Genomic DNA, 22,635 nt, shown 5'->3' on the forward strand with positions numbered 1-22,635 from the left:
CGCCGTAATGGTCTAACAATAGCCCTTTTTCATCCCAGCAGACCGCGCAGCAGTTCCGCCGTGCCGTCGCAGTGCTCCTCCATACCCACCCGGGCGACCTCGGGATCGCCGGCCAGGATCGCGTCGACGATCATCGTGTGCTGGGCGTCGGAGTGGTCGAGATTGCGGCGGATCACCGGGATCGCGGCGAGCAACTGGTCGAGCCGCAGTTGCACGTCGGCGACCGCCGCGGCCACCGACTCGCTGCCGCTGGCCGCCGCGATCGCGAGGTGCAACCGGGAGTCGTTGACCCGCCGGGTGGTGGGGTCGCGGTCGCGCGACGCGGTGAGGCAGGCCACCAGCCGCGACCGCTGCGCGGCCGACAGCGGCCGGCCGGCGGCCAGCGCGGCGGCGCCCGGTTCCAGCACCCGACGGAAGTCGAGCGCGTCGTGCAACTGGTCGCCCATCTCGCGGGCGAGCGTGCCGGCGTCGAGCGCCGGCCCGGAGTTCGGTCCCGAGTGGACGACGAACGTGCCGCCCGCCCGGCCCCGGCGCGACTCCAGGTACCCCGCCTCCCGGAGCGCCGCGATCGCCTCCCGCAGCGTCACCCGGGACACCCGCAACTGCTCCGCCAGTTCCCGCTCGGGTGGCAACCGCTCGCCGACCGCGACCAGGCCGAGCCGGATGGCCTGGGCCAGCCGCGCGACCGTGATCTCGAAGGCGTTGCCGCCCCGGACCGGTCGCCACACTGGCACTTCCGTCAGATCGGCCGCCACCGTCTGCCTCTCATAGGCGGCCGCCGGCGCTGAACGCCGGCGGCCGACACTTGTCTACTTGTTCAGCACCGGGTCGTCGATCGTACGGCGCATGCCGGTGAAGTGCTTCCGCCCGTCGACGAACCACATGACGACGATGACCACACCCGCGAGCAGCAGCACCAGCGGGGCGTAGTTGACCGCCTTCCAGTCGAAGCCGTCGTTGCCGGGAACGCCGGCCGGGCTGATCGGCAGGATGAAGTAGATCGAGATGATGACGATCTCGACCGCCGCGATCCAGCCGATCACCTTGTACTTGCGGCCGAGCGTCCACGGGCCCGGCACGAACCGGTCGCCCATCCGCAACCGGAGCACGATCGGGATGAGGAACGCCACGTACAGCCCGATCACCGCCACCGAGACCACCGCGTAGAACGCGACCGGAACGCCGTTGGGCGCCTCGTAGAGGGCCGGCAGGGTGAGGATCAGGCCGGCGACCGTGCCGAAGATGATGCCGGCGACGGGCGTGCCGTTACGGTCCACCTTGGACAGTGTGCGCCAGGCCGGCAGGCCGCGGTCGCGGGCGAACGCGTACGTCATGCGCGACATGCTCGTCACGCAACTCATCCCGCAGAAGAACTGGCCGATCGTGGAGATGATGATGACGGCCTTGAAGAAGCCCGACGACAACGCGCCGTCGAGTAGCACGGACACCGCGCCGCCGCCCTCGGTGACGGCCGCCGGGTCCTGGACGGCGAACAGGAACGCCAGCAACAGGATCCAGCCGCCGATCGCCGAGTACGCGATCGACTGCCACAACCCGTTCGCCGCCGCCCGGGACGCGCCCTTGGTCTCTTCCGAGACGTGCGCGCACGCGTCGAACCCGGTGATCGTGTACTGCGTCAGCAGGAAGCCCAGCGGCAGGATGTAGAGCCAGTACATGCCGCCGCTGTCGGAGCCGTCGGCGAACCCGGAGTTGTTCAGCCGCTCGCCGAACACCCATCCGGCGCCCTGGTGCGTGTCGGGCACGAAGATCAGGATGCCGACGATGACGGCCGCGCCGAACACGTGCCACCACACCGAGACGTTCTGCAGGTGGTTGATGATCGACTGGCCGAACACGTTGATGAGCGCGTGCAGCGCCAGGATGACCACGAACAGCAGGAACACCTGGGTCAGCGTGCCTTCCCAGCCGTCGACCATGTTCACCAGCACGATGTTGAGGAACGTCGCGCAGCCGTAGTCGACCGACGCGGTCACGGCGATCAGACCGATCAGGTTCAGCCAGCCGGTGACGTATCCGGACAGCGGGCCGCCCATCTTCGACGCCCACCAGTAGATGCCACCGGCTGTCGGGTACGCCGACACCAACTCCGACATCGCGAAGCCGATGAGCAGGATGAAGATGGAGATGAGGGGCCAGCCCCAGGAGATCGCGACCGGTCCGCCGTTGTTCCAGGCCTGGCCGAACGTCGTGAAACAGCCGGCCAGGATCGAGATGATGCTGAAGGAGATGGCGAAGTTGGAGAACGCGCTCCATTTCCGCCTGAGCTCCTGCTTGTATCCGAGTTCGGCGAGCAGCCTTTCGTCGTCGCCAGGATCGTGTACCCGCTGCGATGCCGTTGCCATGGCACCTCTTTTCGGTTCAGGGGCGATGCGCGGGCCGTCGACCCGCTGCGGTGTCGAGCAACCGGCCGAAGTCGGTGGCGGTCAGGTCGCGCACGGCCTGCCCCCACTTGTCGGCCGCTTCCCCGGCATAGTCGAATCCACTGTCCCCCTTGGTGATCAATCCACAGTGGACGGCGAACCACAGCGTCCACGTCACGTTGGACGCGATGAGGTTCAGCCGAACGCGGGCCAGGAGCGCTGCGTTGTGCTCCGGCCCGAAATAAGCCGCTGCCAGCCGACCCGCCTGATCGGGGTCGAGATCGGCCTCCGCCGCTATGTCACCCAGCTCGAAAGCCGGGTCGTTGTTGCCGGACAATTGATAATCGATGATCCTGACGCGGCCGTCGGGCGCCTGGATGAAGTTCTCGGGTAACAGGTCGTTGTGGCACGGCACGGTCGGCAGCGGAGCCGCCGCCAACGTCGCCCGCAACCGGCCGACCGCGTCGTCGTGGTCGTGGTAACCGGCGGGCACCGGCAGGTCGTGCCGCGCGCACAGGTCCAGCAGTTCGTCGCGTTTGGCGAAGATGTCGAAGTCGTTGCCGAACCGCTCGCCGGAGTGCAACGCGCGGCAGGCGGTCGCGATCGGTTCGGCCCGGTCCGGGTCACGCACGTCGGCCGCACCGAGGGTGCGGCCGGGCAGGAATTCGAGCAGAAGCGCGGGGACGTCGGGCAGCACCTCGACCACCCGGGCGCCGATGCCGGTTCGCGCCGCGGCGAGCGTGTTCTCCACCTCCGCCGCGGGCGGCACCCCGAGCCCGGCGGCGGAGACGGCGGGCTCCAGGACCCGGAGCACGTACCGGTCGGCGTCGGCGGTGACGAGGTAGATGTGGTGACTCAGCCCGCCGGCGAGCGGCTCATACGTCACCTCGCGCCCGGCCACGGACGCAACCCGTCCCAACAGGGCGTCGACCGCCGGCACACCGCTCATCCCGCGAGCCCTCCGCCTTACTTGACGGGGTTGATCAGCGCAGTTTGGGCCGGGCCGACGCCAGCCGTCAATACCCACTCACGGAAATATTGGAATGCGGGCAGACCTTTATCTCGACGTCCGGCGGTGCTATGAACCCCCCGTGGAGATCACTGTTCCCGATCGGGCCCGCGCGGTCGTCGTCGGCGGTGGCGTCGCGGGCTGCAGCATCGCCTACCACCTCGCCCGGCTCGGCTGGACCGACATCGTGCTCATCGAGCAGCACGGGCTCACCGAGGGCACGACGTGGCACTCGGCCGGCTTCGTGGGCCAACTCCGGTCCACGATCACCCAGACCAAGATGATCATGTACTCGTCGGCGCTCTACGCCGAGCTCCGGGAGCGCACCGGCCTCGATCCGGGCTGGCGTGGCGTCGGCGGCCTGCGGCTGGCCACCACGCCGGATCGGGTGGACGAGCTGCGCCGGCAGGTCAGCTCCGCGACCACGTACGGGCTCGACCTGCACCTGCTCGACCGGGCCGAGACGGCCGCCATGGCACCGGCGCTCGACGTCGACGACGTGCTGGCGGCCGGCTGGCTGCCCGGCGACGGCTTCCTCGAACCGGCTCGCCTCGCCGAGGCGCTCGCCGCCGGTGCGCGCGGGCTCGGGGCGACGCTGCTCACGGCCGTCCGCTTGGAAGCCGTCGAAACGGTGGACGGTGCGGTGCGCGCGGCCGTGACCACGCACGGACGCATCGAAACCGATGTCATCGTGAACGCCGCCGGCGCCGCCGCGGGTACCGTCGGGCGGCTCGCCGGGGTCGCGATCCCGGTGGTGCCGATCAAGCACCAGTACGTGGTGTCGTCCGGGGGTCCTTTCGCCGACCTGCCGACGGTGCGCGACCCCGACCACATCGTGTACTTCCGCCCGGACGGCGACGGGCTGCTCGTCGGCGGCTACATCCGCGACACCGAAACCTGTTGGGACGCTTCGTCTCTTTCCAGCCCCCGGCAGCTCTTCGAGCCTGATCTCTCTCGATTCGCGGAATCCTGGACCAACGCGCGGCGCCGGGTTCCCTCCCTCCGGTCGGCTTCCATCGCCAAGGTCGTGCACGGGCCGGAGGCGTTCACCCCCGACGGCGAGTTCCTGCTCGGCGAGACGGCCGTGCGGGGTTTCTGGGTGGCGGCGGGCTTCTGCGTACACGGCCTGGCCGCAGCCGGCGGCGTGGGCAAGGTGATCGCCGAGTGGATCGTCGACGGGCTCCCGGAGTGGGACATGTCCACAATGGACGTCCGCCGGTTCGGCGCTCATGCCGCTTCGCGGTCGTGGGCCACCGAGAGGGCGCTCGACGCCTACTCCCGCTACTACGACATCGTGTACCCGTACCAGGAGTGGACGGCCGCCCGTCCGCTGCGCCGCTCACCCGTGTGGCCGAGACTGTCCACATTGGACGCGTCACTCGGCGAGAAGGCCGGCTGGGAACGCGTCAACTGGTTCGGCTGGGGTTCTTCCTTTGCCGCTCCCCGGCCACGCGGCTGGGCCGGGCACAACTGGTCGCCGTCCATCGCCGCCGAGTGCCGGGCCACCACCGAGGCGGCCGGCCTGTTCGACCAGTCGTCGTTCGCGAAACTCGACGTACGCGGCCCGGACGCGGCGCGCTTCCTCTCCTGGGTCTGCGCCGGCCGCGTCGACCGCGCTCCGGGCACCGTGACGTACACCCAGTTGCTGAACGAGCGGGCGGGAATCGAGGCCGACCTGACGGCGACCCGCCTTGCGTCCGACCACTACCGCCTGGTGACCAGCACGGCCAGCGGCGTACGCGACGCACAGTGGCTGCGCTCCCGTTCCGACGGCTTCGACGTGTCCATTGTGGACGTGACGGGTGCCTACGGATGCCTGTGCCTGTGGGGCCCGCAGGCCCGGGACGTGCTGGCCCCGCTGACCGACGACCCCCTCGACTTCGGCTTCATGACGGCCCGGTCGTTCCTGGTGGGCGCCGTTCCGGTGCTGGCTCAGCGCGTGACGTTCGTCGGAGAATTCGGCTGGGAGCTCTACGCCGGCGCCGAGTACACCCTCACCCTGTGGGACCTGCTCCTCGACTCGGGGGTGGCAAAGCCCGCCGGCTACCGGGCCATCGACTCGATGCGCCTGGAAAAGGGCTACCGCGTCTGGGGCTCCGACATCACCCCCGAAACCACCCCCACCGAGGCCGGCCTGTCGTTCGCCGTCCGTCGCGACGGCGACTTCCTGGGTCGCGATGCCCTCCTCGCCGCGGGTCCGCCCAGCCGCCGCCTGCGCTGCCTGACCCTGTCCGACCCCCTGACCGTCTGCCTGGGTTCCGAACCGGTGCGGGTGGACGGCGAACCGGTCGGCCGGGTGACGTCGGGTGGCATCGGCTACCGGGTGGGAGCGTCGATCGCGTACGCGTACCTGCCCGCGGACGTCGAGGTGGGCGCCGAGGTGGAGGTGGGAGTCTTCGGCGAATGGGAGCGGGCCACGGTCGTCGACGAGCCTCTCTACGACCCGGACAACACCCGCGTCCGCGGTGCGGCGGGGACCACCCGATCGCGTCCGGTCCGCTTCGCCTCGTAGAGGCCCGTGTCGGCCGCGTCGAGCAGGTCGCGGTAGTTGTCGCCGGACCCCCGGCCGGCGACGCCCATGCTGATCGTGACCGTCAGCCCCGCGCACACCGAGGCCCAGTCGTACGCGCTCACGAGGGTCCGCAGGGTGTCGCACCGGGCGAGCGCGGCGTCCGGTTCGGCACCGGGCAGCACGATGACGAACTCCTCACCGCCGAGGCGGGCCACGAACGCCGGCTCCGCCAGGCCGGCGCGCAGCACCGCGGCGACGTGACGCAGCACCTCGTCGCCGATCAGGTGCCCGAAGTCGTCGTTGACCCCCTTGAACCGGTCGATGTCGGCGATCGCGATGGTGAACGGCGCGTCCGCCTGCTCGGCCGCGGCCAGCAACTGCGGCACGGTGAGGTCGGCCCAGCGCCGGTTGGCGAGGCCGGTCAGGGAGTCCTCGTGCGCGTACCGGTCGAGCTCCACCGTGCGCAGTTCGAGCTCGTGACTGCGGACGCGGTGCAGCTCGGCCTCCAACCGGGCGTTGTCCGCTTCGAGGCGGGCATGGTCCAGCTCGAAGTGATGCGTCATCAGACGCGCCCGGGCCGCCGCCACGTCGCTGCGCGCCTCCTGTTCCATCTCGTGGTAGCTCCGGTAGTGCTCCAGGGCACGGCGGAAGTCGCCGTTCTGCTCGTAGGCGTCACACAGCTCCTTGTGCGCGGTCATCATCAGGGGCTTCTCCCCGACCGCGCCGACCCGGGCCAACACCTCGACCAGGCCGTCGATCGCCTTCTCGGCGTCGCCGGCCAGCCGGTGCACCCGCGCGACGTTCAACAACGCCGACAGCTCCAACGACCGGTAACCCCGCTCGACCGACAGCTGCCGCGACTGCTCGACGGCGGCGAACGCCTCCGGAAAACGACCGGCCAGGCCGAGCACCATGGCAAGGTTGTCGAGGCTCATCGCGGTGCGAAACGGGTGCGACGCGGCCCGGGCCAGCTCCAGTGCCTGTTCGGCGTGTCCGAGCGCGGCCATCAGGATCGGCTCGGCTTTGTTCTGCGCGGTGCTGCCCTGCGCGCGCAGCAGCCCGACCGCGTTGTCGGCCAGATTGTTGAGGATGCAGAAGCGTGCCTCGGCGTCCATGTCGGTCGACAGCTCCAACGCCTGCAACAGCAGGGTGTTGCCCTGGTGGTAGTTGCCCATGGTGCTGTGCACCACGCCGGCCCGGTTGTGGACCCAGTACAGCAGCCCCCGATCGCCGCACTTCAGGGCCAGGTCGCGGGCCCGGTTCAGCTCGTCGAGGGCCTCTTCGAAGAGTCCGAGCTCCGAGTACGCGAACGCCAGAGCCGTCTGGTCCCAGCAGATCCCGGCGTCGTCGCCGAGCTCTTCCAGGATGCTGATGGAGTCCCGGCAGGCGCGCACGGAGTCCTCGAGCTCACCGAGCCGGAGCTGCTGGTTGGCAAGCGAGCGCAGGGCCCGCGCCCGGCCGGCCGGAGTGCCGGCAACGGCGACACCCTGGCGTGCGAAGGCCGCTCCGGTGCGGTAGTCGCCGCACAGGCGCGCCTCCTCGGCCCGCTCAAGGAGCGACTCGAGCGGGTCGGCGTGCACCCTCAACTCCGTCACATGGCCAAGTGTCACGAGCCCGGAATCGGCTCGACACCGACGGCAGTGAAGCCAAACACGTCACAACAATCCGAACGGCCGACAGCCGGCCGCGGGACGCACGGTAAGCGGCACCACCACGGGGCCTCCGTCCCGCAGCGGCCGAGGAACACTTCAGCCCCGGCCGCTCGCAGGTCATCCTCGCGTCACTCACCTGGTCGGAACTGTCCAGCGCCAAGATCCGCACTCCGGCGTGTGCCAGGCACGCGACTCGGCCAGTCGCCGGCCAGCCTGATCGACGCCGGCCCGGGTCAACGTGACACCGCGCTACCGCCAGGGCATATGTGACCGGGGCCGTCTCGCCCCACCTGGGCGGCGAGATATGACAAACGATCCCTGCTCACGGCTCGCCCCACCCACGCGGGGCTTCCGGGGGCTCGGCCCCCGGAACCAACAAAACGAGAGGGCCTGGGTTCGCGCTTTCCGCGAACACAGGCCCTCGCCATCTGGTGGAGGTGCCGGGAATCGAACCCGGGTCCTTCGCCGCCTTGTCAGGGCTTCTCCGAGCGCAGCTCGCTGTGCCTCTACTCGGCCCCTCCGCTCACGCGAGCAAGTCGGAGTGACGGGCCCAGCCACATTTAATCTCACCGCCCGAACGCCGTGACCGCGTTCGCTTGGCCAGCCTTCTAGCTGATGCCGGGATCTAGGCCGAAGGCGTTCCTAGGCCGACAGATCTCATTACCCTCGCTGACTAGGCAGCAAGAGCGAGATCAGAGCGCTTAACATTGGCGCTTATTACTTTCCGACGAATGATTCACGAGACAACGTCGGCTTCCTCGGCTCGCTTCCCCTGCCGCAACGTACGAAGTCGAAACCAGTCACCCCCTGCGTGGATCTCTCCAGATCCCCAACGTTACCAGTCCAACCCGCTATTCCCCGACCCCGGAGCAGCGCTGGCCGTCGACGACGGTGCAGGTGGCGGGCTTGCCCACGCCGTCGACCTCGAAGGTGAAGCTTACCGACGCGCTCGGCGCCACGGCGCGGGTGGCCTCGACGGGCGCGAAGGTGACCTTGTCGCCCTCCTGTTTCAGGGTCGCGCCGATCGGGTCGCGTACCACGGAGCCGATCAACGGTAACGACACCGTCTCCCGCAGCGTCATCAACACGGTCCACCCGGAGACCGTGACCGGCCCGGGATTGGTCAGCGTGATCTTGCCACGGTAGCCGCCGATCCGCGGGCCCTCCTCGCTGTAGGCCGCCGCCAGCGCGAGGCCGCCGGCGCCCCCCGGTGGAGAGGAGGCGCTGCCGGGCGAGGGCGCCGTCGATCCGCTGCGGCTTGCTCCGGCAGACGCGGACAGCGCGGGACGTCCGGGCAGTTCGGCGTAGCCCGACCTGCCCTCCGGGCTGCCGACCTGGGGATCGCTGGCCGGGATCATGATCGTGGCGGCAGCGACGATCGCCAGCACCACGGCCAGCACGAGCATCAGGATCGCGCCGATGGCCACCGAACGGGCCCGCGCGTCCTCGGTCTGCGGAGCTGGCCGGGCCACCGTGGTGCCGATGGAGGCGAGCAGATCGGTGATCCGCTCGCGGGTCCGGAAGAGCCTGGCCCGGAAGACCCGCGAGCGCTCCGACGGGGGCTTACGGCGTCCACCGGAACGGTTTGCCCGGCGCCGGCCCGGCAGCGCCGCGACCGCGATGGCCAGCGTCGATTCCAGGCTCAACGGCCGCGTGACGTGCACCCGCCCGACGGCGCGCAACCGGCGCCCCAGCGAGTTCCGCCGGCGGAACGGGCGGGCGACGTTGCGCCGGCCGGCGGCGTCGTTGGCGCGGGCGCGTTGGGCCCGGCGGCGGGCCAGGGCCGAGCCGACCGCGCCGCTCGGGCTGCGCCGGCCCTCCTCGGCGGCGAGCCGGTCGAGCACGTCGGGCAGGCGCCGGCCCAGCATCTCGGTGTAGACGCGGTGCAGGACCCGGCGGCGCAGCAGCCCCTGCATGCCGAAGAAGCCGCTCTGCCGCAGGGTGAGCCGACTGCCGCCGGCGACCCGCACCAGGCTGAACGTGACCCGCGCGTCGAGTTCGGGGGCGAGCCAGCGCATCGCCAGCCGCTTCGGCGGGTCGACCTCGAGCACCTCGGCGTCGATCGGCTCGACGAACCCCGCCTCTCCGGCCGGGGTTATGCGGAACCGGTGACCCACGACGGCGTTCAGTTCATTGGGGAAGAACCAGTCGGCGAGGGTGTCCGGCTCGACGAGTGCCCGCCAGATGCGCTCCGGCGGGTGCTCCAACTCGACGTCGAGCCGAATTTCGGTCACTCAGTGACTTTACGCCAGCATCATGATCACCATGAGTCACCCCATACCCTTGCCTCGCCGGCCGGCCACCCGGGCGATCTCCCGGTCGGCGTCGCGCTTGGCGAGGTCCTGCCGCTTGTCGTAGGTGCGCTTGCCGCGGGCCAGCCCGAGTTCGACCTTGGCCCACCCGTCGTTGAAGTACACCGCCAGCGGCACGAGTGTGTTGCCGGCCTCCTTGACCTTGCCCACCAGCTTGTCGATCTCGGCCCGCTTGAGCAGCAGCTTGCGGACGCGACGCGGCTCGTGGTTGGTCCAGGTGCCCTGGGTGTACTCGGGGATGTGCATGTTGAGCAGGAACACCTCGCCGTGGCGCACCTCGGCGAACGCGTCGACGAGGTTGGCCCGGCCCGCCCGCAGCGACTTGACCTCGGTACCGGTGAGCGCCATGCCGGCCTCGTAGGTATCGAGAATCGTGTAGTCGTGGCGGGCCTTGCGGTTGGAGGCGACGACCTTGCGGCCCTTCTCGCGCGGCATGTGCGTCGACCCCTCTTCCGATACCCGGTCGACAATGCTAACGCGTCAGCAGAGGCAGGACGGAAGCCATCTCGCCGGGTCCACCGGGTTGCCGTCGAGGCGCACCTCGAAGTGCAGGTGGGGCCCAGTCGACGTCCCGGTGCTGCCGACCCGTCCGATCAACTGGCCGCGGCGGACCTGCTGGCCCGGGTGCACCAGGATCTGCGACTGATGGGCGTAGCAGGTGGAGATCGCGTCGCCCTGGTACCGCCCGTGGTAGACGCACGTGTAGTTGCCGGAACCGCCGCTGTAGCCGGCGCGCACCACCTCGCCGTCGGCGGCCGCCACGATCGCGGCGCCCATGCCGGCACCGAGGTCCATCCCGGTGTGCAGCCGCCAGTAATGGAAGAGCGGATGGAAGCGCCGGCCGAAGTTACTGGTCTTGCGGCCGTGCACCGGCATCGTGAGAAAAGCTCCTGAGGTGACGACGGGGAGCGCGCCGCCACCACCCGACGGCCCGGCCGACGGGGGCTTCCGGGCGGCCACCGCACGCAGTTCCGCCGCGACCCGGGCGCTCTCCTCCTGCAGTTGGTTGTACTTGGCCAGCACGGCGCCGCGCTCCTCGTTCGCCGCCGCCACGGCGGACTCCCGCTGCGCGATCAGGCCCTTGACCCGCTCGGTGGCGGCCGCCGCGGCCGCCGCGGCGGCCTTGCTGCGCTCCAGCGCCCGTTCGGCCGCCTCGGCCGCCTCTTGGGCCCGGTGACTGGCCAGGCCGGCCACGCCGCGCTGCTCCCGGGCGACGCCGCGGGCCCGCACGAGCGCCTCGACAGCGGTGTGCCGGTTCTCCGCGACCTTGTCGAGGTAGCCGATGCGCACCGCGAACTCGTTCGGCGAGTGGGCCGTCACCAGCGAGTCGAGCAGGGCGACGCCGCCGCCCCGGTAGGTCGCGTTGACGAACTGGGCCACCCCGCCCCGGGCCTCGTCGACGCCGGCCGCCGCGGCCGCCAGCACGGCGTCCGCTTTCGCCTGTTCGCTCCGGGCGGCCTCGACCTCGCGCTGCGCCCGCCGCGCCGCCGCCTCGGCCGCGACCACCTGGCCGGCCGCCTCCGCCGCCGCCGTCTCCGCCGCCGGCAACGACCCGACGGCGATGGCGTAGTCGGTGGCCGCCTTCTGCGCCTTCGCCGTGGCGGTCGTCAGGTCCTCCGACGCGGCGGACAGCTCCCGGTCGACCCGTGCCTTGTCGTCATCCGGATTCGCGGCGGCCGGTGCCGCGAGGAGCACGGCACCGGCCACGACGATCAGTAGCGCACGTAGCACGCTTCGACGATATAGGCGGTTTTACCGGAAGCGGGCGATTTGCGGCCAATTCCCAGCTAGACGCGGACGTAGAACCTGAGGGTGACCCATCCGGTGACCGCGCTGACGATCGCACTGATCCCGCACAGGATGGGCAACATGAGCAGGATGTCCTGCCATCGCACCGGGGTCAGGACGGTCTCCAGCGATTCGAGCCTCCCCCCGCCGGAGAACATCACCCACCAGCCCACGAACAGGAACGCGAACGCCAGGATCGCACCGATCAGACCGGCGAACACCGCCTCCAGCACGAACGGTGCCTGGATGAACCAGTTGGAGGCGCCGACGAGTTTCATGACGGCCACCTCCCGCCGTTTGCTGTAGGCGGCCACCTGGATGGTGTTGGCGACCAGGAGGAGCGCCGCGACCCCTTGGAAGATCGAGAGAATCAGCGCGCCGGACTGGATCGAGCCGAGGATGCTGAAGACCCGACCCAGGAGTTCCTTCTGGTCGACGATGTCGTCGACCCCGGCCTTGTCCTGATATCGCTCGGAGATCTCCTTGAACTTCTCCGGGTTCTTCAGCTTGACCCGGAACGACTCCGGCAGCGTGTCGGGCTTGACCGACTCCACCAGGTCGGGCGAGTCGGCGTACAACTTGGTGAAGTTCTCGTAGGCCTGCTTCTTGCTCTCGTACTCCACCTTGTCGACGAGCGGGTCTTGGTCCAGTTCGCCCTGGAGCGCGTTGCGCTGGTCGTCGGTGATGTCGGCCTTGAGGAAGATCGAGACCTCGACCCGGGCGAAGAAGAACTTCTCCATCCGGTCGACCTGCCAGAACAGCAGCAGACCGCCGCCGAGCATGCCGAGCGACACCGCCATCGTGATGATCATGGCGATGGTCATGGTGACGTTGCGCCAGAGCCCGGTGAAGACCTCGGACAGGACGTATTTGACGCGCATTGAAAGAAAAATCCTCTCCGGGGCTCAGCCGTAGACGCCGCGCGCTTGGTCGCGCACGATCCGGCCGTTCTCGATTTCGATGACCCGGCGCCGCATCTGGTTCACGATGTTGGAGTCGTGAGTGACCATCACAACCGTGGTGCCGGTGCGGTTGATGCGGTCGAGGAGGCGCATGATCTCGATCGAGGTGTCCGGGTCGAGGTTACCGGTCGGCTCGTCGGCGAGCAGAATCAGTGGCCGGTTGACGAACGCGCGGGCGACGGCCACCCGCTGCTGCTCACCACCCGACAGCTCCTGGGGGTAGCGGTGCTCCTTGCCGCCGAGGCCGACCAGTTCGAGCACCTCGGGCACCACGCGACGGGCGACGGCGGTGGACTTGCCGATCACCTCCAGCGCGAACGCGACGTTCTCGTACGCCGTGCGGTTGGGCAGCAGCCGGAAGTCCTGGAAAACGCAGCCGATCGAGCGCCGGAAGGCGGGGATGCGCCACGACCTCATGGCGGTCACGTCACGGGTATTGACGATGACCTTGCCCTTTGTGGGGGTGACTTCGTGCAGGAGCAGCTTGATGATCGTGGACTTCCCGGACCCGGACGGGCCGATGAAGAAGACGAACTCGCCCTTGTCGATGGATACGGATACGTCATCCAGCGACGGCCTGGACGCTTTGGGGTAGGTCTTCGTCACGCGTTCGAGCTGAATCACGGGGCGTCAGTCTACGCGTAGGTACGGATTCGCCAAGACCGGCGTGTGCGACGTTGCCCGATTCGCGGTTAATGTACGGAGAAACGCAGCACGAACCACGAGGCCACGCAAGCTAAATTATGTAACTGTGATGTGCGCCGCATCACAAGCAGTCACGGAACGTGTAACTTACTCAGCCGCCCGCTGTCGGCGCCACCGGATGCCGGCCTCGATGAACTGGTCGATCTCCCCGTCGAACACCGCCGACGGGTTGCCGGTCTCGAACTCGGTGCGCAGGTCCTTCACCATCTGGTACGGGTGCAGCACATATGAACGCATCTGGTCGCCCCATGAGCCCTGCACGTCACCGCGGATCTGGTCGATCTTCGCGGCCTCCTCGGCCTGCTTCAGCGCCAGCAGCTTGGCCTTCAGAACGCCCATCGCGGTCGCCTTGTTCTGCAGTTGCGAGCGCTCGTTCTGGCAGGACACCACGATGCCGGTGGGCAGGTGGGTCAGCCGCACGGCCGAGTCGGTGGTGTTGACGCCCTGCCCGCCCGGACCGGACGAGCGGTAGACGTCGACGCGCAGATCGTCGTCGTTGATCTCGATCTGGTCGGTCTGCTCGACGACCGGAACCACCTCGATCGCGGCGAAACTGGTCTGCCGGCGGCCCTGGTTGTCGAACGGGCTGATCCGCACCAGCCGGTGCGTGCCCGACTCGACCGACAGCGTGCCGAACGCGTACGGCGCCTTGACGGCGAACGTGGCCGACTTGATGCCGGCCTCCTCGGCGTAACTGGTGTCGTAGACCTCGGTGCTGTAGCCGTGCCGCTCGGCCCAGCGCAGGTACATGCGGAGCAGCATCTCGGCGAAGTCGGCCGCGTCGACGCCGCCGGCGCCCGACCGCACCGACACCAGCGCCTCCCGCGAGTCGTACTCGCCGCTGAGGAGCGTGCGGACCTCGAGCTCGTCGATCTGCTTGCGTAACGCGCCGATCTCCGTGCCGACCTCGTCGACCGATGCGGCGTCGCCCTCGGCCTCGGCCATTTCCAGGAGGAGGCGCGCGTCGTCGAGCCGCGAGCGCAGCTTCTCGACACGGTTGATCTCACCCTGGACGTAGGACAGCCGGGAGGTCACGACCTGAGCCTTGGCCGGTTCGTCCCAGAGGTCGGGCGCCGACGCCTGCTCCTCGAGAGAGCCCTTTTCCTTGCGCATCCGGTCGAGATCGAGCACCGCCTCGATGTTCCGCAGGGTGGAGTCGAGCGCGGTGAGAGCTTCGGAGTGGTCGGCGACAGTCACTCTCTAACTGTAGGCGCTTATTTCGTCGGAGCGTTCTTCAGCCAGGCGAGCGCGGCGCGGTGGTAGGCCGCCGCCAGTTCGAGCGACGCGGTGCCGAACTCGTCGCCGTCCTTCTTCGCGTCTTTGGCCAGGTCGCGCGCCTCGTTGAGGGCACCGGTGTGGTAGTCGGTGGCCTCCGCGTAGGCCTGCTGCAACTGCGCCGCCGACTGGTGCGCGCCGAACGCCACCCGCAACGCGAGCGGGCTTCGCATCACCTCGCGGGCCGCCGGCTCACTCAGCCACCGGACGAACGCACGCTTGCCCGCGGGCGTGATCGAGTACGGCTGGCTGGACCGGGCCCCCGGCTTACCGAGCTTCACGAATCCGGCCTCGGCGAGCGCCGGCAGTTCCCGGTATACCTGGCTGCGCGTCATCGACCAGTACGAGCCGAGCCGCTTCTGCGCGGAGACCATCAGCTGCCCGCCGGTCATCGGCCCGTCGTGGAGCAGACCGAGCAGCGCCGCCGCGGTGGGGTTGAGTCCAGAATCGGCCATGCCACCAAATTGCCACTTCAACGGCCGACAGTCCAGGATTTTCCGGGATTTCACCGCCAGCAGACTCCACTGTGCACTGTCCCGACCGGACAGTCGCGAGTGGACGTCCGATCGGGACAGTCACATGTGGTCAGTCCAGATCCGTTGTGCCGTAAGGCTATCGGCGCGGCGGAGTGGGCATCGGTGGGAGCGGATCACCGATGCCGCCGGGGAAATCGGGGACGTCGGCGCCGCCGCCGTTGTCTCCGCCCGTCCCGTTGCCGCCGTTTCCGTTGCCGTTCCCCGTGTTTCCGTCTCCGGTTCCGTTTCCGCCGTCGTTTCCACCGGTTCCGTCGCCCGTGCCGGGGCCGCCGCTGCCGTCCGTCGTCGACGGAGCCGACGACGACGGAGCACCGCTCGGCGACGCCGGCGCCGACGGCGTGCCGTCCTGACCGGGTGCCTCGCCGACCGATCCGGTCGGCCGCTTGTCGCCGTCGAACACGTTGGTGGCCAGGAAAACGCCGGCACCGATCATCAGAAGGATCAGCACCGCGGCCGCGAGGCCGGCGAGCACCGGCGTGCGGCGGCGCGACCGGTCGTGGTTCGGCGCCGGGGAGACCGGTGCCGGGCTGACCGGCGGCAGGATGTCGGGCGCGTCCGGCGGCGCCGCACCGAACATCGGGAACGGCGCGGCGACACCGGGACCGGGCGACACGGGACCGCCGGACACCGGACCACCCGACACCGGACCGGCCGCCATCGGGCCGCCGCTCGACATCGGCACCGGCGACACGGGGCTTCCGGAGACCGGGCCGCCCGAGATCGGCGGACCCGAGACCGGTTGCTCCAGCGTGGGCGGGTCGGGCTTGCGGGTGTCGACGGTCCGCTCGTTCGCGGGAACCGACCCGGCTTCCAGCGTGACCGGTTCGGCCCGCGCCTCCAGAGCGACCGGCGGAACCGGAACGGGCACCGGCGCCACCGACGACGGCGGTGCCGAAACGCTCGACGCCGCGCCCGGCGGCGGAACCAGGCCGGCCGCCGACGCGGCCACCGGTCCGGCGGCCGGCACGACCCCCGGCCCGGCCTCCTGAGCCGCGGCCCCCTGAGCGGCGGCCTCCGGCGAGTCGACCGGAACGGCCACGAAGCGGGCCGCGTCGGTACCCGCCGGCGACACCGGAGCGGCGGCCAGCGGCACCCAGGCGACCTTCGGCAGGGCGGCCGTCATCGGTGCGGTCACCTCGGCCGAGCGCGGCCAGTACGTCACGGCGCCAGCCGGCAACGGCGAGAGCGCGGGGTGGTCGGCCAGGCCGGCCTCGGCCACCCGCAGCCGCGAGGCCACGGTCTCCGGGGTCGGCCGCAGCCGCGGATCGAGCTGGATGCACGCGTCGGCGATGTCCCACAGCGCGGTCGGCATGCCCGACGGCGGCACCGGGACGCACGCGGCGTGCCGGCGTAGCACGTCGCTGGGCGGACCGCCGCGGTACGGGCTGCGGCCGCACAGAAGTTCGTAGATGACGATGCCCAGCGCGTACATGTCGGCCGCCGGCACCGGCGGGTCACCGGCGACCACCTCGGGCGACACGTACTCGGGGGTGGCGAGGATCGGGCCGGCGGGCTGGCCGGAGCGGCGGGCCACGCCGAAGTCGGCGAGCCGCACCGGGCCGCCGTCGTCGGGAAGCAGGACGTTGCCGGGCTTGACGTCACCGTGGGTGATGCCGAGGGCGTGGATGTAGCCGAGCGCGTCGGCGACCTGTGCCACCACCGCGGCCACCCGCTGGGCGGGTAGCGGGCCACCCGTGCGCAGCCGGCGCCGCAGGTCCGGACCGGACACCAGGTCCATGACGAACGCCGTCACGCCGTCGGCGGTGATCAGGTTGCGGACCCGGACGATGCCCGGGTGGTCGAGCCCGGCAAGGATCTCCGCCTCGGCGAGGAAGCCACTGACCAGGTCGGGAGCGGCGGCCGCCTCCGGGCGGAGCAGCTTGATCGCAACCGCTTCGCCGGTGGTGATGTCGACCGCCCGCCAGACGACGCCGATCGCGCCGCGCGCGATCTCGGCGTCCAGACGGTACCTGCCGTCGAGCACCTGGCCATCCATGAGTACGCCTCCCGTTGCAGTCCTATCGAAAGGAGACGCTACGTGCGCAAGGTCGCCAGGAATCGAAGCCGCCCGAACCGTGGCACGAATCGGGGACACCTCCTCGGTCAAGAGTTTTGTCGTACACACGGCGTAACCTCAGAGCTTGTGCAAGCCCATTCGATGTCCCGTTGGCTCCGTGGCCTCGCGCCCGCCGAGCTGGCCGGCATCCTGGTGCGGCGCCCCGAGTCGGCCGCCGCCCCCACGCTGCGCGACCTGAGCGACCTTGCCGGGCGGCTCAGCCAGCACCATCACGTTCACGCGACGCTGCGTGGGCTCTGCGCGCCGGCCGTCCAATTGGCCGAGGCCGCGCAGGCGATGCTGGCGCCGGGTGCCGGTTCCGTGGCGCGAGACGACCTCGCGAACCTGCTCGGCTGCGCCGGCGACGATCCGGAGTTCACCGCCGCGCTCGAGGTTCTGTACCAGCGCGCCCTGGCCTGGCCGGTCGGCGATCAGGTGGTGCTGGTCGGTCCACTGCGTAGTGGCTTCGAGTTCCCGCTCGGGCTGGGCCGGCCGGCGGCGACGCTGTTCGAGGGCCGCCCGGTCGACGAGGTGCGGCGCGTCGGCGAGCGGATCGGCCTGCGGTTGGCCGGCCGCAACAAGCAGGCCGCGATCGACGCGGTGGCCGAGCGGCTGGGCGACGCCGAGGTGGTCCGCGAGCTGGTCGACACCGCGCCCGACGAGGTGGCCGCGTTCCTCCGCGAGGTGACTGCAAGCGGTCCGCAGGTCGAGGGCGAGTTCGGCTACCTGCCCGACGGTCTTCGCTGGGCGGTCGAACGCGGCCTCCTGGTCAGCGACGGCTGGGAGCGGGCCGAGATGCCGCGCGAGGTCTCGCTCGCCCTGCGCGGGCCCGGCTGGCACGCCCCGTTCGTGCCGCGCCCGCCGCTGCCCCCGCTCGCGGTCGCCGACGCGGCCGCCGTCGAGCGCGAGGCCGCGGCCGCGGCGACGGCGCTCCTCAGCACGGTCACGGCGGTCCTCGACGCGGCACCGTTCGCGCTGCTGAAGGCCGGTGGGGTGGGTGCCCGCGAGATCAAGCGGGTCAGCAAGGAAACCGGCGCGTCGGAGTTCGAGGTCGGGCTGGTGATCGAGCTCGCGTCCGGCGCGGGCGTGCTGGCCGGCACGTTCGACGAGGCGCTGCCGAGCACCGAGTTCGACGCGTGGGCCGCCGAGCCGCCCGCCGTGCGGCTGGCCACGCTCGTCGAGGCCTGGTACGAGCGGCCGCGCGAACGCACACGCAGCGTGCCGTTCCGGTCCGAGTACGGCATCGCCGGCACCGAGGGCCTGCGCCACACGCTGCTCGCGGTGCTCGGCGAGGTCGGCGGCGCGCTGCCGGCCAGCGGGTCGCTGCTGATCCCGCTGCTCACCTGGCACGCGCCGCTGGCGCTCGACCTACCCGGCGAGGAGCCGGCCACGGTCGTCCTGCGGTTGTGGCGGGAGACGGTGGCCCTGGGGCTGGTGGCCCGCGGCGCGATCAGCCCGCTCGGGCGGGCGGTGCTCGACGGCACCGATCTCGTCGCGGCGGCGCAGGCACTGGTCACCGAGCCCGCCGAGCAGGCGACGTTCCAGGCCGATCTCACGGCGGTGGTGTCCGGCACGCCGTCGGTGACGCTCAGCCGGTTGCTCGACTCGTGCGCGGTGCGGGAGGCGCGCGGCGCCGCGTCGGTGTGGCGGTTCACGCCGGCGTCGGTGCGGGCGGCGCTCGACGGCGGCGCCACCCCCGACGGTCTCGTCGAGTCGCTCCGCGCGGCGGGCACGGTGCCGCAGGCCGTCGACTACCTGATCCACGACGTGGCCCGCCGGCACGGCTCGCTCCGCGTCCGCGCGGTCGGGTGCGTGCTGCACGGGCTCGACCCGGCGCTGCTGGCCGAGGTGGTCGCCGACCGCCGGCTCGCCGCACTCGGCCTGGCCGCGCTCAATCCCACCGTGTTGGCGAGCACCCGGCCGCCCGCCGAGACTCTCGCCGCGCTCCGGGCCGCCGGGTACGCCCCGGTCGCCGAAGACGCCACCGGCGAGGTGCTGGTCGACGTCCCCGCGCAGCGCCGGGCCGAGCGGCCAGCCACCGTCCGGCGGGTCCGCCGGCGCACCCCGTCGGTGCGTCCCGCCGACGCCGCGGCGCTGGCGAAGAGGCTCATCAGCGCCCAGGACCCGCCGGAGGAGGCGCCACCGGAGGCCGGTGACATCTTCGACGACGCCATCGCCAACGAGCTTCCGGTTCACATCGAGTACGTCAACAAGCGCGGCGAGCGGTCGAGCCGCCTGATCAACCCGACGGAGATCGTCGACGACAGGATCCTGCTGGCGTGGTGCCACCTCCGCAACGAGGAGCGGGCGTTCGCGCTCAACCGGATCCTGTCGGTGTCGCGTCCCTAACCCATGTGCGGGTAGGTGTGATCGGTCGGCGGCACGAACGTCTCCTTGAGCGTGCGCGGGCTCACCCACCGCACCAGGTTCTGCCACGAGCCGGCCTTGTCGTTGGTGCCGCTGGCCCGCGCGCCGCCGAACGGCTGCTGGCCGACCACGGCACCGGTCGGCTTGTCGTTGATGTAGAAGTTGCCGGCCGCGAACCGCAACGCGTGCGTCGCCCGGTCGATCGCGGCCCGGTCGGTGGCGAAGATGGCGCCGGTCAACGCGTACGGTGCGATGCCCTCGGCCTGCGCGACCACGTCGTCGAACGTCTCGTCGGGGTACACGTGCACGCCGAGGATCGGCCCGAAGTACTCGGTGGTGAACACCTCGTGCCCCGGGTCGGAGCACTCGATCACCGTCGGCCGCACGAAGAATCCTTCGGCGTCGTCGGCCGTGCCGCCCGCGAGCACCGTGCACGCCGGTGAGTTCTTCACGCGGTCGAGCGCCGCGCTGTGCTTGTCGAACGCCCGCCGGTCGATCACCGCGCCGCCGAAGTTCGCGAAGTCGGAAACATCGCCGTAGGTAAGCGATTCCGCGACCGACACGAGCTTGTCGCGCACCCCCGCGTTCCACAACGACGCCGGCACGTACGCCCGCGACGCGGCGGAACACTTCTGTCCCTGGTACTCGAACGCGCCCCGCACGAGGGCGGTCACCAACGCGTCGGGGTCGGCCGACGGGTGCGCGATCACGAAGTCCTTGCCACCGGTCTCGCCGACCAGCCGCGGATAGGTGCGGTAGCCGGCAATGTTCGCGCCGACGGTCTTCACCAGGTGCTGGAACGTACCCGTCGAGCCGGTGAAATGGATGCCCGCGAGGTCGGGGTGCGCGAGCGCCACCTCCGACACGGCCAGGCCGTCGCCCGTCACCATGTTGATGACGCCCGGCGGCAACCCCGCGGCCTCGAACAGCCGCATCGTGAAGTGCGCGGCGAACTGTTGCGTCGGCGACGGCTTCCACACCACCGTGTTGCCCATCAACGCCGGCGCCGACGGCAGGTTCCCGGCGATCGCCGTGAAGTTGAACGGCGTGATCGCGTAGACGAACCCTTCCAGCGGACGGTGGTCGAACCGGTTCCACACGCCGGCCGACGACCGCGGCTGGTCCTGGAGCAACCAGTGTCCGAAGTGGACATTGAAGCGCAGGAAGTCGATCAGCTCGCACGCCGCGTCGATCTCCGCCTGCTGCGCGGTCTTCGACTGGCCGAGCATCGTGGCGGCGTTGAGCGTCTCGCGCCACGGGCCGGCGAGCAGGTCGGCGGCGCGCAGGAACACCGCCGCGCGCTCGCTGTAGGGAAGATCGCGCCACATCGGCGCGGCGTTGGTCGCGGCCGTCACGGCCGCTTCCGCGTCTTTCGTGGACGCGTTGCGCGTGACGCCGAGCACGTGTGCGTGCCGGTGCGGCTGCACCACGTCGATCGGGTCGCCGGTACCGGTGTGCTCCCGCCCGTCGATAGTCATCGTCAGGTCGAGACGTTCGGCCGCGAGGTCGGCCAACCGCGCCTGCAACCGGTCGCGCTCCGGGGTGCCGGGCGCGTAGGTGAGAACCGGCTCGTTCCGGGGTTCCGGAACCGAGAGAACGGCATCCATTGACGTCTCCGAAGGTAAGGGTGGCCAGGAAGCTTCATCGTGCCACGGTTAGGCTGGCGCGCATGACGGACGAGCCAACCACCAGGGGCGGCCGGGGTCCGCTGGTAGTGGCCGCCATCAGCGTTGCCTGGTTCGTCGCGACGCTGGTGGTCACGCACGCCTCGGTGGTCGGCGAGGCCGAGCCCGCGGTGGCGCTGGTGAACGCGACGCTGTCGATGCCGCTGCTCATCGCGTCGGGCATCGTCGCCGGTGCCGCGCTCGCGGTCGTCGTGGTCGGCTGGCTCACCGCGCGCGGCATGCTCGTCCAGGCCCGGTGGCGGGTGCTCGCCGGCGCGGGGATCGGGCTCCTGCTCGGCGCCGTCGCCGGTGGCGCGGTGCTGCTGGGGTACGGCACGGCCGCCGCGCTCGTCTCCCTCTCGATCGCGATGGCGGTGGCGGCCGCCGCCGGTGGCGCGCTCGGCGGGGTCCCGTGGCCGGCCGTCGTCGTGGCCGGGGTGGTCGGCAGCCTCGTGCGGTTCGCCCTCGGCTTCGTCGAAGGGCTTTTCGGTGGACGCCTACGCGAGGCGATCGCCGGCGACGAGTCCGTGGCCGCCCAGTTGGCCGCCGTCGGTCAGATCGGCTTCGCGATGGCACTCATCGGTGGCGCGGTCGCCGGGCTCTCCGCGTCCCTTTATCTTCGGAAAAGCGGCCTGAAGTGGCCCGCGCACCTCGCCGCCGGCGCGGCGCCGGGCCTCCTCCTGCTGATCGCCGACGTGGCGACGCGCATCGGCGGCACCCCGCTGCTGCGCGCCATGAGCGGCAACGACACGTTCGACGAGCGCGCGCTGCGGTTGGTGGCCGACACCCGCCTGAGCACGGCGCTGGTGGTGCTGTTCACCGGTGCCGTGGTGGCGATCATCGTGCACGGGCGCACGCTGGCACCGGCTACGGCAGCACCTGATCAAGCTCGGAAGGGTCGTACCACTCCAGTTCGTGGTCCTCAGCGCCGTCGACGGTGAACTGCGCGTCGGGATCGCCGGCCGCCGCCTCCTCGACCACCGCGGCGGCCGCCGCCACCGCCTCCTCCGCGTGGGCGCTGTCGACGTGGATCGCCGCCACCGCCTCGAACGGCACCGGGCTGCTCACCTGGACGAGGCTCGACCCGAGGTCACGGTCGAGCCGGCCCACGGTGTGCGCGGGGACGTCGGCCGAGATGACCACCCGACGCCGCTTTGCCGTCGGATCGTGGCGGAGCAGCCGCAGGGCCTCCTGCGCGGCGCGGGTGAACGCGACATACTCGAGTTCCTCCTCGTCGCCCTCCGCGTACCACTCGCGGAGGTCCGGTGTGACGGCGTGGGCCACCGGTGACGGGCCGAACGGCTCTTTGAGACGCAACGGGCCCAACTGGGCGATCGTCGCGGGCAGGTAGACGCGCACCAGCCCTGTGGTCACGGATCCTCCGGGTTGTACGTCGTGTCGAAGGCTAACGATGGC

Annotated in this window: 17 protein-coding genes and 1 other RNA gene; 3 read left to right on the forward strand and 15 right to left on the reverse strand. The window is 70.7% G+C overall.

Translation table 11 applies throughout. The features are described from left to right. Positions 1-29: 29 nt before the first annotated feature. The 3 genes from Vau01_RS02385 to Vau01_RS02395 form a co-directional block, all read right to left on the reverse strand. On the reverse strand, positions 30-728 hold the full coding sequence (locus Vau01_RS02385; RefSeq protein ID WP_203986518.1) for a FadR/GntR family transcriptional regulator: 699 nt from the start codon (positions 726-728) through the stop codon (positions 30-32). A gap of 81 nt (positions 729-809) precedes the next feature. Continuing rightward, the gene (locus Vau01_RS02390) at positions 810-2,363 is read right to left on the reverse strand and encodes an amino acid permease (protein WP_203986520.1); all 1,554 of its coding nucleotides are present in this window, start codon (positions 2,361-2,363) and stop codon (positions 810-812) included. A 16-nt stretch (positions 2,364-2,379) separates the two neighbouring features. Next, on the reverse strand, positions 2,380-3,330 hold the full coding sequence (locus Vau01_RS02395) for a choline/ethanolamine kinase family protein (RefSeq protein WP_203986522.1): 951 nt from the start codon (positions 3,328-3,330) through the stop codon (positions 2,380-2,382). Positions 3,331-3,472: 142 nt separating this feature from the next. Between Vau01_RS02395 and Vau01_RS02400 the strand changes: the two genes are divergently transcribed. Continuing rightward, positions 3,473-5,902: a GcvT family protein gene (locus tag Vau01_RS02400; protein WP_203986524.1), complete on the forward strand. Its 2,430-nt coding sequence runs from the start codon at positions 3,473-3,475 to the stop codon at positions 5,900-5,902. On the opposite strand, the gene Vau01_RS02405 is transcribed toward Vau01_RS02400, so the two are convergent. The 10 genes from Vau01_RS02405 to Vau01_RS02450 form a co-directional block, all read right to left on the reverse strand. Next, a complete protein-coding gene (locus Vau01_RS02405; protein WP_203986526.1) occupies positions 5,827-7,497 on the reverse strand; it encodes a tetratricopeptide repeat-containing diguanylate cyclase in 1,671 nt (556 codons plus the stop codon). The two genes, Vau01_RS02400 and Vau01_RS02405, sit on opposite strands and share 76 nt — an antisense overlap. Before the next feature lie 486 nt (positions 7,498-7,983). Continuing rightward, positions 7,984-8,362: a transfer-messenger RNA gene (gene ssrA, locus Vau01_RS02410) on the reverse strand. A gap of 43 nt (positions 8,363-8,405) precedes the next feature. Next, positions 8,406-9,788: an SRPBCC domain-containing protein gene (locus Vau01_RS02415; protein WP_203986528.1), complete on the reverse strand. Its 1,383-nt coding sequence runs from the start codon at positions 9,786-9,788 to the stop codon at positions 8,406-8,408. Positions 9,789-9,824: 36 nt separating this feature from the next. Beyond that, on the reverse strand, positions 9,825-10,301 hold the full coding sequence (gene smpB / locus Vau01_RS02420) for an SsrA-binding protein SmpB (protein ID WP_203986530.1): 477 nt from the start codon (positions 10,299-10,301) through the stop codon (positions 9,825-9,827). Positions 10,302-10,346: 45 nt separating this feature from the next. After that, the gene (locus Vau01_RS02425; RefSeq protein ID WP_203986534.1) at positions 10,347-11,597 is read right to left on the reverse strand and encodes a M23 family metallopeptidase; all 1,251 of its coding nucleotides are present in this window, start codon (positions 11,595-11,597) and stop codon (positions 10,347-10,349) included. A 56-nt stretch (positions 11,598-11,653) separates the two neighbouring features. Beyond that, on the reverse strand, positions 11,654-12,535 hold the full coding sequence (ftsX, locus tag Vau01_RS02430) for a permease-like cell division protein FtsX (protein WP_203986537.1): 882 nt from the start codon (positions 12,533-12,535) through the stop codon (positions 11,654-11,656). Positions 12,536-12,559: 24 nt separating this feature from the next. Continuing rightward, entirely contained in the window at positions 12,560-13,240 is a 681-nt protein-coding gene (gene ftsE / locus Vau01_RS02435) for a cell division ATP-binding protein FtsE (protein ID WP_203986540.1), read from the reverse strand. Between the two features lie 168 nt (positions 13,241-13,408). Further along, the gene (gene prfB, locus Vau01_RS02440; protein ID WP_203986543.1) at positions 13,409-14,518 is read right to left on the reverse strand and encodes a peptide chain release factor 2; all 1,110 of its coding nucleotides are present in this window, start codon (positions 14,516-14,518) and stop codon (positions 13,409-13,411) included. 17 nt (positions 14,519-14,535) lie between these two features. After that, positions 14,536-15,051: a PadR family transcriptional regulator gene (locus Vau01_RS02445; protein WP_203986546.1), complete on the reverse strand. Its 516-nt coding sequence runs from the start codon at positions 15,049-15,051 to the stop codon at positions 14,536-14,538. Positions 15,052-15,208: 157 nt separating this feature from the next. Further along, positions 15,209-17,128 carry a serine/threonine-protein kinase gene (locus tag Vau01_RS02450; protein WP_203986549.1) on the reverse strand — a complete coding sequence of 640 codons (1,920 nt, stop codon included), beginning with the start codon at positions 17,126-17,128 and terminating at the stop codon, positions 15,209-15,211. 162 nt (positions 17,129-17,290) lie between these two features. Between Vau01_RS02450 and Vau01_RS02455 the strand changes: the two genes are divergently transcribed. Beyond that, entirely contained in the window at positions 17,291-19,537 is a 2,247-nt protein-coding gene (locus tag Vau01_RS02455; protein WP_203986551.1) for a helicase-associated domain-containing protein, read from the forward strand. Here Vau01_RS02455 and pruA read toward each other — a convergent pair. Continuing rightward, the gene (gene pruA / locus Vau01_RS02460) at positions 19,534-21,162 is read right to left on the reverse strand and encodes an L-glutamate gamma-semialdehyde dehydrogenase (RefSeq protein WP_203986553.1); all 1,629 of its coding nucleotides are present in this window, start codon (positions 21,160-21,162) and stop codon (positions 19,534-19,536) included. The genes Vau01_RS02455 and pruA overlap by 4 nt on opposite strands. Positions 21,163-21,224: 62 nt before the next feature. On the opposite strand from pruA, the gene Vau01_RS02465 reads away from it, so the two are divergent. Then, a complete protein-coding gene (locus Vau01_RS02465; RefSeq protein WP_203986555.1) occupies positions 21,225-22,160 on the forward strand; it encodes a hypothetical protein in 936 nt (311 codons plus the stop codon). Here Vau01_RS02465 and Vau01_RS02470 read toward each other — a convergent pair. Then, on the reverse strand, positions 22,087-22,593 hold the full coding sequence (locus Vau01_RS02470) for a DUF6912 family protein (RefSeq protein WP_203986556.1): 507 nt from the start codon (positions 22,591-22,593) through the stop codon (positions 22,087-22,089). The genes Vau01_RS02465 and Vau01_RS02470 overlap by 74 nt on opposite strands. Positions 22,594-22,635 lie beyond the last annotated feature (42 nt).

The organism is Virgisporangium aurantiacum, from assembly GCF_016863635.1.
Lineage (GTDB): Bacteria > Actinomycetota > Actinomycetes > Mycobacteriales > Micromonosporaceae > Virgisporangium > Virgisporangium aurantiacum.